The sequence below is a fragment of the Serratia sp. CY55921 genome (genome assembly GCF_052167655.1).
Taxonomy (GTDB): Bacteria; Pseudomonadota; Gammaproteobacteria; order Enterobacterales; family Enterobacteriaceae; genus Serratia; species Serratia ureilytica.
The window spans coordinates 1905343-1920999 of sequence record NZ_JBJNMU010000001.1; the positions used below are offsets into that span (position 1 = coordinate 1905343).

General features: G+C 60.2%; 14 protein-coding genes. 6 read left to right on the forward strand and 8 right to left on the reverse strand.

What is annotated here, in order from left to right; genetic code table 11:
• Positions 1-41: 41 nt before the first annotated feature.
• From rmf to rlmKL, 6 genes are all read right to left on the reverse strand, one after another.
• Positions 42-212: a ribosome modulation factor gene (gene rmf, locus ACJ8M3_RS09325; protein WP_004928150.1), complete on the reverse strand. Its 171-nt coding sequence runs from the start codon at positions 210-212 to the stop codon at positions 42-44.
• A gap of 270 nt (positions 213-482) precedes the next feature.
• On the reverse strand, positions 483-1043 hold the full coding sequence (gene pqiC, locus ACJ8M3_RS09330) for a membrane integrity-associated transporter subunit PqiC (RefSeq protein ID WP_089196857.1): 561 nt from the start codon (positions 1041-1043) through the stop codon (positions 483-485).
• On the reverse strand, positions 1040-2686 hold the full coding sequence (pqiB, locus tag ACJ8M3_RS09335; protein ID WP_033642587.1) for an intermembrane transport protein PqiB: 1647 nt from the start codon (positions 2684-2686) through the stop codon (positions 1040-1042). The genes pqiC and pqiB overlap by 4 nt, the downstream gene beginning before the upstream one ends.
• Positions 2673-3986, reverse strand: a complete 1314-nt coding sequence (pqiA, locus tag ACJ8M3_RS09340) for a membrane integrity-associated transporter subunit PqiA (RefSeq protein WP_369825817.1) — start codon at positions 3984-3986, stop codon at positions 2673-2675. Before pqiA ends, pqiB begins: the two co-directional genes overlap by 14 nt.
• 76 nt (positions 3987-4062) lie before the next feature.
• On the reverse strand, positions 4063-5967 hold the full coding sequence (locus ACJ8M3_RS09345; RefSeq protein WP_442514650.1) for an ABC transporter ATP-binding protein: 1905 nt from the start codon (positions 5965-5967) through the stop codon (positions 4063-4065).
• A gap of 5 nt (positions 5968-5972) precedes the next feature.
• Positions 5973-8099 (reverse strand): bifunctional 23S rRNA (guanine(2069)-N(7))-methyltransferase RlmK/23S rRNA (guanine(2445)-N(2))-methyltransferase RlmL, encoded by a 2127-nt coding sequence (gene rlmKL, locus ACJ8M3_RS09350; protein ID WP_089192583.1) that lies wholly within the window; start codon positions 8097-8099, stop codon positions 5973-5975.
• 103 nt (positions 8100-8202) lie between these two features.
• Here rlmKL and ACJ8M3_RS09355 point away from each other — a divergent pair, with 103 nt between their 5' ends.
• Positions 8203-9306 (forward strand): YcbX family protein, encoded by a 1104-nt coding sequence (locus ACJ8M3_RS09355; protein WP_046897092.1) that lies wholly within the window; start codon positions 8203-8205, stop codon positions 9304-9306.
• Between the two features lie 6 nt (positions 9307-9312).
• On the opposite strand, the gene ACJ8M3_RS09360 is transcribed toward ACJ8M3_RS09355, so the two are convergent.
• Positions 9313-9861 (reverse strand): cell division protein ZapC, encoded by a 549-nt coding sequence (locus ACJ8M3_RS09360; RefSeq protein WP_004928171.1) that lies wholly within the window; start codon positions 9859-9861, stop codon positions 9313-9315.
• Positions 9862-10037: 176 nt separating this feature from the next.
• Entirely contained in the window at positions 10038-11048 is a 1011-nt protein-coding gene (pyrD, locus tag ACJ8M3_RS09365) for a quinone-dependent dihydroorotate dehydrogenase (RefSeq protein WP_089196856.1), read from the reverse strand.
• 258 nt (positions 11049-11306) lie between these two features.
• Between pyrD and ssuE the strand changes: the two genes are divergently transcribed.
• From ssuE to ssuB, 5 genes are read left to right on the forward strand one after another with little or no spacing between them, the layout of a single operon-like run.
• Entirely contained in the window at positions 11307-11885 is a 579-nt protein-coding gene (ssuE, locus tag ACJ8M3_RS09370) for an NADPH-dependent FMN reductase (RefSeq protein ID WP_069100870.1), read from the forward strand.
• Positions 11886-11909: 24 nt separating this feature from the next.
• Complete coding sequence (locus ACJ8M3_RS09375; RefSeq protein ID WP_089196855.1) at positions 11910-12875, forward strand: sulfonate ABC transporter substrate-binding protein; 966 nt, start codon at positions 11910-11912, stop codon at positions 12873-12875.
• 19 nt (positions 12876-12894) lie between these two features.
• Positions 12895-14043, forward strand: a complete 1149-nt coding sequence (ssuD, locus tag ACJ8M3_RS09380) for an FMNH2-dependent alkanesulfonate monooxygenase (protein ID WP_016928301.1) — start codon at positions 12895-12897, stop codon at positions 14041-14043.
• A gap of 11 nt (positions 14044-14054) precedes the next feature.
• Positions 14055-14849, forward strand: a complete 795-nt coding sequence (gene ssuC / locus ACJ8M3_RS09385; RefSeq protein WP_033642581.1) for an aliphatic sulfonate ABC transporter permease SsuC — start codon at positions 14055-14057, stop codon at positions 14847-14849.
• On the forward strand, positions 14846-15619 hold the full coding sequence (ssuB, locus tag ACJ8M3_RS09390; RefSeq protein WP_089196854.1) for an aliphatic sulfonates ABC transporter ATP-binding protein: 774 nt from the start codon (positions 14846-14848) through the stop codon (positions 15617-15619). The genes ssuC and ssuB overlap by 4 nt, the downstream gene beginning before the upstream one ends.
• Positions 15620-15657 lie beyond the last annotated feature (38 nt).

Genomic DNA, 15657 nt, shown 5'->3' on the forward strand with positions numbered 1-15657 from the left:
CAGGGGGCGGAGGTTATTCCTTTTATTTGACAGGGAGCCGCTTAAGCGGTCACAGCCCTGTCTTCCATGGCTTCTCGCCAACCTCCCAGCCATTGAGACCGGGCGTCCACTGATGATTGGTAGGGACAATGTTCCCTGGAACGCCCTAAAATACCTGCCTGATACCCTCTCGAATGCGCCCTTTCCAGACGATCGCGTTTCTGTCTCTTCATGCCTCGTTTCCCTCATTTTGGTCTGGTGGAAAGAAAACAATGGCTGCTTTTTGCGCAGCCACGAGTAATCAATAGCGCTAAAAGAAGAGAAGATCAATGCGCAAAATTCACGCCAATGTCATATTTGTGAGCTACGCCCGAGGAAAATGCTAAGTGGCTGATCTGCAGAGGAAGGAGTTAACCAATTGAAATAAAATAGAAATCCCTGCCAGCGAGAAAAAACGACTTTTCACGCCGACAGGGATTAGACGATTTTAGACCAAATTATGACTAAATGCCGCCCATCTGTGCTGCGATAGCCTGGGCTTCCTGCTGCCACCCCTGCGCCAGCGTGCGCACCAGGGCATCATAGCCGTCTTCACCCTGTTTCAGCTCCAGGCTGAAAGGCCTTTTGATCAAACGCCCCTGGCGGTTCAGCACCCACTCGCCGCGAATGATCGCTTTCCCGTCAAAGCGGCCGTGGAAGCCGCTGATGGTCACGTTCAGCACATCCTGCTCGCTGCTCATCGGCTGCGAAGAGACCACCCACCCCGGCAGCGCGCTGCTGAGGTTGGTGACCAGCGTTTGCTGCAGCTGCTGATCGAGCGGGCTGGCCCACAGGTTGTTCTGGGCTATCACATACTGCACGTCGTTGGTCTGATACACCACGCCGCTCTGCGCCAGATAATCCGCCACGCTCACGTGCTCCAACCACAGCTGGCGCGTGGAGGCGGCGCTGCTGCCGGCCGCGGCCGGCGCGCCCAGCGCCGGCAACTGATAGTAAGTCTTCTGTGGCGAACTGCTGCAGGCGCTGAGCAACAGCGCCAGGGCTACCGGGATCCATTTCATCATTTCGTGGCCTTCTTCGGCTGAGGGTCATTGCTGCCGGCGGCTTCAAACACCAGCGCGTTGCTCTTCTCATTTAGGGTGCGTAACACCGGTTGCAGCTCACGCAAGACCTGATCGAGGCGCTGCATGTCGCCCACCATCTTGTTGTAAGCCGGTGAACCAGGCTGGAACCCTTTCATGCTGCGGTTCAGCTCCAGCAGCGTTTTCTGCATGTCCTGCGGCAGCGCCTGCATCTCTTTGCTGGCGATGATGTCGTTCAACGACTTCATGGTCTGCTGCGTCGACTTCATGGTTTTCTGGCTTTCCGCCAGCGTCTTGGTCGCTTCGCTGATCATCGGATTGATCGGCATCGAATTAATCTTATCCAACGTCTGCATCAGCTTCTGCTGGATCTGCGCCAGACCGCCGCTGGTGGTCGGCATCAGCGGATAACCGAACAGCTCGCGCGGCCCTTTCCACGGTTTTTCCTGCGGATAGAAGTCGAGATCGATGTACAGCGAACCGGTCAGCAGGTTGGCGGACTTCATCGAGGCGCGCATGCCGCGGGATTCCGCATCTTTCAAGTGCCCTTCAATATCGAAGTTGCCGCCCAGCTGTTTCTGGAAGCGATCCGGCTCGATGCGGATCAGCACCGGAATGCGGTAATCGTTATCCAGACGCTGCGCCATGCCGTCTTTATAGAACGGCACCTGCGCCACCGTCCCCAGACGGATGCCGCGGAACTCGACCGGCGCGCCCGGCTGCAGGCCGCGTACCGAATCGGAGAAGAACAGCAGGTAGTCTTTATGCACGGTATACAGCGAATCCTGCGTGCTACGCTGGTTGTCGAACAACCGGTACTCCGCCTTTTCTTTCGCCTGTTCGCCGCGATCCCAACCGTCCGGCACATCGAAGCTGACGCCGCCGCTGAACAGCGTGGTCAACGAGCCCATCTCCACCCGCATGCCCTGTGCCGACATGTCAAACGCCACGCCGCTGTCTTTCCAGAAGCGCACGTTGGTGGTGACCAACTGATCGTAAGGCGCAGTGATGAACAGCTGATAGCGCATGGCGCGCTCTTTAGGATCGAAGTAGCTGGTTTCCACCGACCCGACGCGATAGCCGCGGAACAGCACCGGATCGCCGGCGTTGAGCTGGCCTGACTTCTCGCTGTCCAGCACGATGCGCAACCCTTTGGCGTCCGGGGAAGCCAGCGGCGGCGCATCGAGAAGCTGATAGTTGTCTTTGCCGTCTTTGCCTTTGTTGCCCGGCTGCAGTTCGATATAGGCGCCGGAGAGCAGCGTGCCCAGCCCGGAGACGCCTTCACGGCCGATCTGCGGCTTCACCACCCAGAAGGCGGAATCCTGGCGCAGCAATTTCTCCATGCCGGAATTGAGACGCGCCTGCACCATCACCTTGCTCAGGTCATCGCTCAGCGTGACGGTTTCCACCACGCCGACGTCAACGCTGCGGCTTTTGATTTTGGTTTTACCCGCTTCCAGCCCTTCCGCCGTCGTGGTCACCAGCGTCACCACCGGCCCCTGATGGCTGAAGTGGTAAAACAGGATCCAGGCGCCGATCAGCGCGGTCACGATGGGAATGATCCACACCGGCGACCAGCGTTTGATCTTCTCGACGTCCGCGACGCTATGATTATTTTCCGTCACCTTGCGGCTCCTTGTTTATTGTTTCACTTGCGCGATCCCAGGTCAGCCGGGGATCAAATGTCATGGCGGCGAACATGGTGAGGATCACCACCAGCGCGAACAGCACGGCGCCCGTCGCGGGATAAATGCTCATCAACTGCCCCATTCGCACCAACGCCGACAACACGGCGATCACAAACACGTCGATCATTGACCAACGACCAACGAATTCGACCACTTCATAAATCAGATGCATACGCTCGCTGTCGGCGCGCGGTTTCTTCCTGCCGTTCGCATCCCAGCACAGCCAACCGATCGCCAACATTTTCAGCGACGGCACCATGATACTGGCGATGAAAATCACCATCGCTACCGGATAAGAGCCGTCCCCCCACAGCAGGATCACCCCCGCCATGATGGTGGAATTCATCTTGTTACCCAGCGCCTCGGTCACCATGATGGGCATCAGGTTGGCCGGAATATACAGCATGACAGAGGTCACCAGCAGCGCCAGCGTCCACTGCAGGCTGTGGCGGCGACGCACGTAGCCCTTGGTGTGGCAGCGCGGGCAGCGCACCTGATCGGCCGGCAGGATCGCCGTGCAGCACGCGCAGGAGCGCACGCCCTGGCGCATGCCGGTGCGCCCCACCGTCAGCGGGCGATTAAGCCGCGGCGCCGGTTCGATATCCTGCCACAGCCAGCGCCGATCCACGCACTGGAAAGCGCGCACCTGCAGCAGACAGAACAGGCAGTAAGGCACGAAGCTGCTGCCGATGCCGATGTCGCCGTAGGCCATCAGCTTGACGAAGCTGACCAGCACCCCGGCGAGGAAAATTTCCACCATGCACCAGGTCTTGAACTGGAACAGCACCCGGGCCATCCACTCTTTGAGACCCAGCGGCAAGCGCACCCTGGCGCACAGCAGGATGATCGCCACCATGCAAAACGCCGGGATCAGCTGCACGAACACCATAAACAAGGTGGCCATGCTGGCGTAGTCTTCCGCCACCATGACTTCCGGGATTTGGATCAGCCGGATTTCGTTGCCGAGGCCGGCGACGCGCATGTTGATAAACGGGAAAATGTTGGCCAGCACCAGCATGAACAAGGCGCTGAGCGCGTAACCGATCGGCCGCTTGCGCGGCTCGTCCCAGCGGGCGCTGAGCGTGGTTTTGCAGCGCGGGCATACCGCTTTGCTGCCATAGGCCAGCGGCGGCAGCGCCACCAGCATGTCGCACTGCGGGCACAGCATCAGGTTATCCTGCTGCGCCGCCGAGGGTGCGGAATGACTATGCTGCTGATGATTGTTGTGGGAACACACCATATTCCTCCTAAATAACGTTGCTCACCGGCACGTCGATACCGCCCGCAGCAGCGCGCGGGCGGTATCGCAACGGTCAGCCGTTTTTCATCGCTTCCAGCTCTTCCCAGCGGGCGAAGGCCTGCTCGAGCGCCTGCTCGGCGTTAGCCAACGCCGTCAGCACTTCTTGCGTTTCGCTGTGCGGCCGCGTGAAGAAGTCGGCATCGCTCATCTGCGCCTGCAGCGCTTTGATTTCCGCTTCCAGCTGTTCGAGCCGCTGCGGCAGCTGTTCCAGTTCGCGCAGCAGGTTGTAACTCAGCTTGGCCGCCGCTTTCTTCGGCTGTTCGGCCTTTTTCTCCGCCGCCGGTTTGCTCGCGCTCGGCGCCGCCTGACGAATCGGTTTCGCTGTCGCGCGCTGGTGATGCGCATCGTAGTAACCGCCGACGAAGGCGTTGATCACGCCATTGCCTTCGAAGATCCAGCACTCGGTCACCGAGTTGTCAACGAACTGACGATCGTGACTGACCAGCAACACAGTGCCCTGATAGCCGTCGATCAGCTCTTCCAGCAGCTCCAGCGTTTCGACGTCGAGATCGTTGGTTGGTTCATCGAGGATCAGCAGATTGCTCGGTTTCAGAAACAGCTTAGCCAACAGCAAGCGGTTACGCTCACCGCCCGACAGCGCCTTCACCGGCGTCATCGCGCGTTTCGGGTGGAACAGGAAGTCCTGCAGGTAGCCCAGCACGTGGCGAGGACGGCCGTTGACCATCACTTCCTGCTTGCCTTCCGCCAGGTTGTCCATCACCGTGCGCTCTGGATCGAGATCGGCGCGGTGCTGGTCGAAATAGGCCACTTCCAGCTTGGTGCCGCAGTGCACGCGGCCGCTGTCGGCTTTCAGCTGACCGAGCATCAGTTTCAGCAGCGTGGTTTTGCCGCAGCCGTTCGGCCCCACCAACGCAATCTTGTCGCCGCGCTGCACCTGGGCGGAGAAACCGCGTACCAGCACCTTTTCGCCAACCTGATAATTGACGTCTTCCAGCTCGAATACGATTTTGCCGGAGCGGGTCGCCTCTTCCACCTGCATCTTGGCGGTGCCCATCACTTCACGGCGCTCTGAACGCTCGACGCGCAGCGCCTTCAGCGCGCGCACGCGGCCCTCGTTGCGGGTGCGGCGCGCCTTGATGCCCTGACGGATCCAGACCTCTTCCTGCGCCAGCTTGCGGTCGAACTCGGCGTTTTGCAGCTCTTCCACCCGCAGCGCTTCTTCTTTGCTCTGCAGGTACAGATCGTAGTTACCCGGCCAGGAAACCAGCTTGCCGCGATCCAGATCGACGATGCGCGTCGCCATGTTGCGGATAAACGAACGGTCGTGCGAGATGAAGACGATGCTGCCGTCGAACTCTTTCAGGAAGCCTTCCAGCCAGTCGATGGTTTCGATATCCAGGTGGTTGGTCGGTTCGTCGAGCAACAACACGCGCGGCGAGCTCACCAGCGCGCGGCCCAGCGCCGCTTTGCGCAGCCAGCCGCCGGACAGCGAGGAAAGCTCGGCGTCGCCGTTCAGCCCCAGCTGCAGCAGCACTTCGCTGATGCGGCTGTCGAGCTGCCACAGCCCCTGGTGATCGAGGATCTCCATGATTTGCGCCATGCGCGCCAGGTTTTTCTCGCTCGGATCGCTTTCCACCAGGTGAGAGATCGCGTGATAGGCCTTCAGGTGTTCCGCCTGCTCCGCGACGCCTTCCGCCACAAAGTCGAATACGCTGCCGCCGATATTGCGCGGCGGATCCTGTTGCAGACGCGCCACGATCAGATCCTGTTCGTAGATCACCCGGCCGTCATCCAGCGGGATCTCTTTGCCTAGGATCTTCAGCAGCGTGGATTTGCCGGCGCCGTTGCGCCCGACCAGACACACGCGCTCGTTGTCTTCGATATGAATTTCGGTGTTGTCTAACAATGGCGCATCGCTGAAAGAGAGCCAGGCGCCGGACATGCTGATTAACGACATAGTAATTATTTTCCTTCGCCGGCGTGAGTCACCAGCCAGCAGTTGTGGATCTGACGGTTACGGGCAAAATCCTGCGACAGCGTCTTGGCGGTGATCTCTTTCGCCTCCAGGCCCAGCGCACTCAGCCCTGCCATATCCATTTGGAAACCGCGCTTGTTGTTCGAGAACATGATGGTCCCGTTGCGGCGCAGCAACCGTTTCAAATCTTTCATCAGCGCCAGGTGATCGCGCTGCACGTCAAAGGTGTTCTCCATCCGCTTGGAGTTGGAGAACGTCGGCGGATCGATGAAGATCACGTCGAACTGTTCATTGGCATTGCTCAGCCACGACAGGCAGTCGGCCTGGATCAGCCGATGCTGGCGGCCGGTCAGGCCGTTGGCGCGCAGGTTCTTCTCCGCCCATTCCAGGTAGGTGCGCGACATGTCCACCGTGGTGGTGCTGCGCGCGCCGCCCAGCCCGGCATGCACGCTGGCGGTGCCGGTATAGGCGAACAGATTGAGGAAGTCCTTGCCGCCGCTCATCTCGCCCAGCATACGGCGCGCGATGCGGTGATCGAGGAACAGGCCGGTATCGAGATAGTCGGTCAGGTTGACCCACAGCTTGGCGTTATACTCTTCCACCAGCAAGAACTCGCCCTTCTGCGCCAGTTTCTCGTACTGGTTTTTGCCCTTCTGCCGCTCGCGGGTTTTCAGGATCAGCTGATTCGACGGCAATTCCAGCACCGCCAGCGTCGCGTTGATCACATCGAACAGGCGCTGACGCGCCTTCTGCGCATCGACGGTTTTCGGCGGCGCATACTCCTGCACCACCACCTTGCTGCCGTAACGATCCACCGCGACGTTGTATTCTGGCAGATCGGCATCGTACAGGCGGTAGCATTCGATGCCTTGTTGCTTCGCCCACTTGTCGAGCTTCTTCAAATTCTTGCGCAGACGGTTGGCAAAATCTTCCGCCACCTGCACGCCGCCGGTAGCATTGCCGGCCGGGCTTGCCGCCAGCTGATAGTTTTTCTGCACGCACTCCAGCGGGCCGTTCTTCGCCTTGAACTGGCGCTCGGCGCGCAGCTGCAGGCAGCTCAACAGCTCCGGCGAGGCGCTGAACAGCGAAAGCTGCCAACCGCCAAAGGCGCTTTTCATCACGCGGCCCAGCATGTTGTGCAGCGCGATCAGCGCCGGTTCGCTTTCCAGACGCTCGCCGTACGGCGGGTTGCTGATCACCGTGCCGTGCGGGCCTTCCGGCAGCGGGTTGGTCAAGCGCGCGACGTCGCCGACGTTGAAGGTGATCAGCTCGGCGACGCCGGCGCGGCGGGCGTTGCCGCGCGCCATCTCAATCACCCGACGATCGATATCGGAACCGAAGAAGCGAGAGGTAGTTTCCTGCAGGCCGCGACGCGCGCGCACCTGCGCTTCGGTGGTGACTTCACGCCACAGTTCGGCGTTGTGACCATTCCAGGCGCTGAAGCCCCAGTGTTGACGGTGCAGGCCCGGCGCGCGATCGGCGGCGATCATCGCCGCTTCGATCAACAGCGTGCCGGAGCCGCACATCGGATCGAGCATCGGCGTGCCCGGCTGCCAGCCGGAACGCAACACGATGGCGGCCGCCAGGTTTTCCTTCAACGGCGCCTGGCCGGTGAGATCGCGGTAGCCGCGCTGGTGCAGGCCTTCGCCGCTCAGATCGAGCGCCACGCTGGCCATATCGCGTTGCAGGAAGACGTTAACGCGAATGTCCGGCTGCTGTTTGGCAACCGTCGGGCGTTGGTCGAGCTTACGGGTGAAGCTGTCAACGATGGCGTCTTTCACCTTCAGCGCGCCATACTGGCTGTTGCGGATCTCTTCGTTCACGCCGCTGAAATGCACGGCGAAGGTTTTATCCACGCCAAAAATGCTCGGCCAGTCAATCGCCTGCACGCCGAGGTACAGATCCAGGTCGCTGTGCACGCGGAATTCGTTCAGCGGCAACAAAATGCGCGAAGCCAGGCGGCTCCACAGCAGGCTTTGGTACAGAAGACGATCGTCACCCTGAAAATGTACCCCGCCCTGCACCACTTTGCAGTCGTGAGCGCCAAGCGTTTCCAGCTCGCTTTTTAACAGTTCTTCCAATCCACGCGCCGTGCTGGCAAACAGAGAGTTCATATCGTACTTATCACCAAAAAGAAAATTGTTGCGCATTATAGCTAATCCGCACCGCTTGTCATAAAGTTGCTCCCTTCTATTTAATCATCGTACGGAGATAAGGGTGATCACGCTTTCCAGACTCTACGTCCATCCGGTTAAATCACTGCGCGGCTTGCAGCTTTCCTACGCCCAGGTCGGCAGCAGCGGTCTGGCCTTTGACCGCAACTTTATGATCACCGAACCGGACGGCACCTTTATTACCGCGCGCCAATATCCGCAGATGGTGTTGTTCACGCCGGCGCTGTTGCCGGACGGGCTGTTTCTGACCGCGCCGGACGGTGAAAGCGCCGCTATTCGCTTCAGCGACTTCGCGGCCGCGCCGCAGCCGACCGAGGTGTGGGGCAACCATTTCACCGCGCTGATCGCGCCGGATGAGATCAACCGCTGGCTGAGCGGCTATTTCCAGCGCGACGTGCAGCTGCGCTGGCTGGGGCCTGAGCTGACCCGCCGGGTCAAGAAACACCCTGAAATCCCGCTGACGTTTGCCGACGGCTACCCTTATCTGCTGATTAACCAAGCTTCATTCAACGACCTGCAGCAGCGTTGCCCCGGCAGCATCAAGCTGGAACAGTTCCGCCCCAATCTGGTGGTGAGCGGCGCTACCGCCTGGGCTGAAGACGGCTGGCAGGTGATCCGCGTCGGCGATGTGATGTTCGATCTGGTGAAACCCTGCAGCCGCTGCGTGCTCACCACCGTCAGCACCGAGCGTGGCCGCAAGCACCCGAGCGGCGAACCGCTCAGCACGCTGCAAAAATTCCGCTCCGCCGACAACGGCGACATCGATTTCGGCCAGAATATGATCGCGCGCAACAGCGGCATCATTCGCGTGGGCGATACGGTGGAAGTCTTGTCAACCAAGCCGCCGCGCCCTTATGGTGCAGGTAAAGTGGTGGAGAGCGTGCAGGCGCCGCAGGACAGCGCGCACAGCGTCACGATCGAATATGAAGGAAAGGTATTTACCGGCAACAACCAGCAGATCCTGCTCGAACAACTGGAACAGCAAGGCATTCGCGTGCCTTACTCGTGCCGCGCCGGGATTTGCGGCAGCTGCCGCATTACATTGCTAAGCGGTGAAGTCGCGCCCCTGAAGAAAAGCGCGCTGGGCGACAACGGCACCATCCTGTGCTGCAGCTGCATCCCGAAAACTGATTTGACGTTGGCGTAATCCGCCTTATACCGCCCTGTCGTAAGCCGGGGCGGCGCTTTCATCCTGCGCGCAGGGTTTCAGCCGATCGTGCATCACCTTGATGGCGTCGCCCAAGACCATGGTACGGCCGGCGACCGTCAGCTGATTTTGCGCCAGCAGGCACAGGCTGGCGTTATCCCCGGCCTCCACCACCAGCAGGCGCGCTTCCGCGCCGCTTTCCATCACTTTCACCGCCGCCAGCTCGCCGTTTTTCGGCTGCAACGGGTAGTGCTGCTGCGAGAAATGCCAGCTCTTCGGCATCAGCGGTTTCAGGAAGCGGTAGGCGACCAGCGCATTCAACACCAGCTCGGCGCGCTGTTCATGGCTCAGCTTGACCTGCTTGCACTGTTCTTCATAGGTGAAATAAAGGGCGGCGTCATCCACGCAAAAAGCGCATTCATCGAAGGCGTCCGGCGTTAACATTTTGGCCGGGAAACGTGAACGAAAGATCATACCATTAGCTAAATCCAGCATTAGCCGATCGTGTTCGGCATCAAAATACCAACGCCAATTATCGTCAGGTTTTATCTTCATTTCGTATCCTTCTCGCTGCCCATGCCAACGCCGCACTCACCCTAAAAGGCGATTTTATCACCGATGAAATAGCTTAAACATCGGATAATTCCGCGAACGATATTTAAGCTAACGAACAAAATATAGACGAGCCGGGGGCAGAAATAAACCCCCGGAATAAAATGAGAGGAAAAATATTAGATATGGGTAACGATATCTTTAATCAAACGCGGGCCGTGATAGATAAATCCGGAATAAATTTGCAGCAGGCTCGCGCCGGCCTCCATTTTTTCGCGCGCCGCCGTCAGCGAATCGATGCCGCCTACGCCGATAATCGGCAGACGTCCTTGCAGCTCGGTGGAGAGGCGACGGATCACTTCGGTGCTGCGTGATTGCAACGGACGCCCACTTAACCCGCCCGCTTGTTCGCAGTAATTCAGCCCTTGGATCAATTTTCGATCCAACGTGGTATTGGTGGCGATCACGCCATCGATATTATGCCGCACCAGGCTATCGGCAATTTGGATCAATTCTTCTTCAGAAAGATCCGGCGCGATCTTTACCGCCACCGGCACATATTTGTGATGGCGCGCATGTAATTCCTGCTGCTTATTTTTAATCGCAGCCAAAAGATCGTCTAACGCTTCGCCATACTGTAAGGATCGTAACCCCGGCGTATTCGGTGAAGAGATGTTAATCGCGATATATCCGGCATACGGATAAACTTTATCCATGCAGATCAAATAATCGTCTTTGCCCTGCTCGACCGGCGTGTCTTTATTCTTGCCGATATTGATCCCAAGAATGCCGCCGAAATGGGATTTCTTAACGTTTTCAACCAGATTTTCCACACCATGGTTATTGAACCCCATGCGGTTAATCAGGCCTTCCGCCTCAACCACGCGGAACAAGCGCGGCTTGTCGTTGCCCGGTTGCGGACGCGGCGTCACGGTGCCGACTTCCACATGGCCGAAGCCCATCGCGCCGAACGCATCGATGCATTCGCCGTTTTTATCCAGACCGGCGGCCAACCCCAGCGGGTTTTTAAACGACAACCCCATGCAGCTGACCGGTTTGGTCGGCACGGACTGACGGACAAGAAACGCTAATGGGGTGCCGGTAATACGGCTGAGCTGACGAAAGGTCACTTCGTGCGCGCGCTCCGGATCGAGCTGGAACAACGCTTTCCTGATGAGGGGGTAGTACATGGACTCTCCTGATTTCCCGGTTGCAAACCGGGGGCGTATTATCCGGTATCCCCCGCCTAATTGGAATTGATTAAAGGCAAAAAAAGCCGTTTTTACGCAATCGTTTTCCCTTGTCACTGCCAAATCGGCGCCAATCCGCTTTTACGCATATCCAAATCAAAAAATGAGATTTAAAAAACGCGCCCGGTTGCTGGTAGGTTTAAAACACTTCCCATTAATTTTCTAATTAAACCTAACTTTTAGTTATAAGGAGTGGCAATGCGCGTTATATCACTGGCCGGTAGCCCACGCATCCCATCACGTTCCGCCGCGCTGCTCTCGCTGAGTCAGAACTGGCTGCGGCAACAAGGGGTGGAGGTGACGGCCTATACCCTGCACGACTTCGATGCCGAAGATCTGCTGTACGCCAACTTCAACAGTCCGGCGATCAAAGCGTTTGCCGACCAGCTGGCGCTGGCCGACGGCCTGCTGATTTCCACGCCGGTTTATAAAGCGTCGTTCTCCGGGGCGCTGAAAACCTTGCTGGATCTGCTACCGGAACGCGCGCTGGATCATAAGGTGGTGCTGCCGCTGGCGACCGGCGGTTCTGTCGGCCACATGCTGGCGGTGGACTATGCGCTGAAACCGGTGCTGGCGGCACTGAAAGCGCAAGAGGTGCTGCATGGCGTGTTCGCCGACGACAGCCAGATCCAGCTGACCGGCGAAGGCGCCACGCTTACCGACGCCGTCGCCGCCCGATTGGAAGAAGCGCTCGCCAGTTTCTATTTGGCGCTTGGGCGCCGCAAACCGCCCGCGCTGCGCGTCGCGTCGCCGCTGACGGCGCGTCAAACCGCCTGAAACGCCTGGAAAAGGAGAGCCTGAATGAAAGAACGCAACGCTTTGCGACGTTGGCTGAGCGCCGCGGCCTTCACCGGCCTGCTGTCGCTGGTCTGGGCCAACGCCGCCGTCGCGCAGGATCCGGCGCAATTTCGCATCGGTTACCAGAAAGGATCGGTGAGTCTGGTGCTGGCGAAAAGCCACCGGCTGCTGGAGGAGCGCTTCCCCGCCACCCGCATTAGTTGGATTGAATTTCCCGCCGGCCCGCAGATGCTGGAAGCCTTGAACGTCGGCAGCATCGATCTGGGCAGCACCGGTGATATTCCGCCGATCTTCGCGCAGGCCGCCGGGGCGGACCTGCTGTATGTCGGCGTTGAGCCGCCCAAACCGAAGGCGGAAGTGATCCTGGTGCCGGAAAACAGCCCGATCAAAACCGTCGCCGATCTGAAAGGCCATAAGGTCGCATTTCAGAAAGGATCCAGCTCACACAACCTGCTGCTGCGATCGCTGCAAAAGGCCGGCCTGAAATTTACGGATATCCAACCCGCCTACCTGACCCCCGCCGATGCGCGCGCCGCATTCCAGCAAGGCAACGTCGATGCCTGGGCTATCTGGGATCCTTATTATTCCGCCGCGCTGCTGCAGGGCGGCGTGCGGGTGCTCGGCGACGGCACCGATCTGAACCAGACCGGTTCCTTCTATCTGGCGGCGCGCCCTTATGTCGAAGCCAATGGCGCCTTTATCAGCCAGGTCCTGACGGTGCTGACCCAGGCCGATGCGCTCACCCGCAGCGACCGGGCGCAAAGCGTGACCTTGCTGGCCAACGCCATGGGGCTGCCGGAACCGGTGATCGCCAGCTATCTGGATCACCGTCCCCCGACCGCCATCACACCGCTCGATGCGCATACGATCGCCGCGCAGCAGCAAACCGCCGACCTGTTTTACGCCAACCGGCTGGTGCCGGTGAAGGTCGACATCTCGCAACGCATCTGGCGCCCAAGCGCGCAATAAATACGGGAGAGCATTGACGATGAGCCTGAACGTTTTCTGGTTTTTACCCACCCACGGCGACGGCCACTATCTTGGCAGCGCACAGGGCGCTCGCAGCGTCGATCACGGTTACTTGCAACAAATCGCCCAAGCGGCGGACCGGCTGGGATTCGGCGGCGTGCTGATCCCCACCGGTCGCTCTTGCGAAGACTCCTGGCTGGTGGCCGCCTCGCTGATCCCGGTCACCCAGCGGCTGAAATTTTTGGTCGCGCTGCGGCCGGGTATCATCTCCCCTACGCTGGCGGCGCGTCAGGCGGCGACGCTGGATCGCCTGTCCAACGGGCGCGCCCTGTTCAATCTGGTCACCGGCGGCGATCCGGAAGAGCTGGCGGCGGAGGGGTTGCATCTCAGTCATGAAGAGCGTTACGAAGCCTCGACCGAGTTCACTCATATCTGGCGCCGGGTGCTGGAAGGTGAAACCGTCGATTTCCACGGCAAGCATATTCAGGTGAAAGGCGCCAAACTGCTGTTCCCGCCGGTGCAGCAACCGCGCCCGCCGCTCTATTTCGGCGGATCCTCCGCCGCCGCGCAGGATCTGGCCGCCGAGCAGGTAGAAATGTACCTCACCTGGGGAGAGCCGCCGGCGCAGGTCAAAGAGAAGATCGAAGAGGTGCGCGCCAAAGCGGCGGCGAAGGGCCGGCAGGTACGCTTCGGCATCCGTCTGCACGTCATCGTGCGGGAAACCACCGAAGAAGCCTGGCGCGCCGCCGATCGGCTGATCGCTCACCTCGATGAGGAAACCATCGCCAACGCGCAGCAGGCCTTTGCGCGCTTCGACTCCGTCGGCCAACGGCGCATGGCGGCGCTGCACGGCGGCAAGAAGGATAATCTGGAGATCAGCCCGAACCTGTGGGCCGGCATCGGCCTGGTGCGCGGCGGCGCCGGCACCGCGCTGGTGGGCGATGGCCCGACGGTCGCGGCGCGCATGCAGGAATACGCCGATCTGGGCATCGACACCTTTATTCTCTCCGGCTATCCGCATCTGGAAGAGGCCTACCGCGTCGGCGAACTGCTGTTTCCGCACCTCGATCTGGCGCAGGAGGAAACGCCCGCGCGCCTTCAACCAGTGCGCCCGCAGGGCGAAGTAGTGGCCAACATCTATGTTCCGCAAAAAGTGTCGCAGAGCTGAGGAGCGCCCCGATGGCAAAGAACGCGCAACGCATCCTGTACCGGCTGGCCCCTTGGGCGCTGCCGCTGGCGCTGGTGATCATCTGGCAAGTCGCCGTCGAAACCGGCTGGCTGTCCAACCGCATTTTGCCGGCGCCGAGTGCGGTGCTGGCCGCCTTCTGGCGCCTGAGCCAAAGCGGCGAACTGTGGCAGCACCTGAGCATCAGCAGCCAGCGTGCGTTGTTAGGCTTCGCCATCGGCGGCAGCATCGGACTGATTCTCGGCTTTATTACCGGGCTGTCGCGCTGGGGTGAACGCCTGTTGGACAGTTCGGTGCAAATGATCCGCAACGTGCCGCACCTGGCGCTAATCCCACTAGTGATCCTGTGGTTCGGCATCGATGAATCCGCCAAGATCTTTCTGGTAGCGCTCGGCACGTTGTTCCCGATTTATCTCAATACCTATCACGGCATCAAAAACATCGATCGCGGCCTGCTGGAGATGGCGCGCAGCTACGGTCTGAGCGGTTTTCGCCTGTTCACGCAGGTGGTGCTGCCGGGCGCGTTGCCGTCGATTATGGTCGGCGTGCGTTTCGCCCTCGGGTTCATGTGGTTGACGCTGATCGTCGCCGAAACCATCTCGGCCAACTCCGGCATCGGTTATCTGGCGATGAACGCGCGTGAATTTCTGCAAACCGACGTGGTGGTGGTGGCGATCGTGCTGTACGCCCTGCTCGGCAAGCTGGCGGACGTGGGCGCACAACTGCTGGAACGCGTCTGGCTGCGCTGGCATCCGGCCTATCAACTGAAACAGGGAGAAGCGCTATGACCCTTCCCGCTCGCCTTGCGCAAGGCACGCCGGTGACGCTGGAGTCCATCGGCAAACGTTACGGCAACCGCACCGTGCTGGATAACATTCAGCTACGCATCTCTGCCGGGCAGTTCGTGGCGGTGGTCGGCCGCAGCGGCTGCGGCAAGAGCACCCTGCTGCGTCTGTTGGCCGGCCTGGAACAGGCCAGCAGCGGCGCGCTGCTCAGCGGCAATGCGCCGCTTGCCGCCGCCAAAGAGGATACCCGGCTGATGTTTCAGGATGCGCGCCTGTTGCCGTGGAAAACGGTGATCGACAACGTGGGTCTGGGGCTGCGCGGCCACTGGCGCGACGCGGCGCTGCAGGCGCTGGCCGCGGTCGGTTTGGCGGATCGCGCCCGCGACTGGCCGGCGGCGCTGTCCGGCGGACAAAAGCAGCGGGTCGCCCTGGCACGCGCGTTGATCCACCGCCCCCGCCTGCTGCTGCTGGACGAACCGCTCGGGGCGCTGGATGCCCTGACGCGCATCGAGATGCAAGGGCTGATAGAATCGCTGTGGCAACAGCACGGTTTTACCGTACTGCTGGTGACGCACGACGTCAGCGAAGCCATCGCGCTGGCGGATCGGGTGATGCTGATTGAAGAGGGCCACATCGGACTGGATCTGAGCATCGATCTGCCGCGGCCACGCCGTAAGGGTTCAGCCAGGCTGGCGGAACTGGAAGCTGAAGTGCTGGAGCGGGTGTTATCGCCGCCGGTCACCGCGGCCAGCCCACGCCAGGCGGCGAATTGAACGAAAAAAGGGACGGCGCAGGCCGTCCCTTTGGGTAT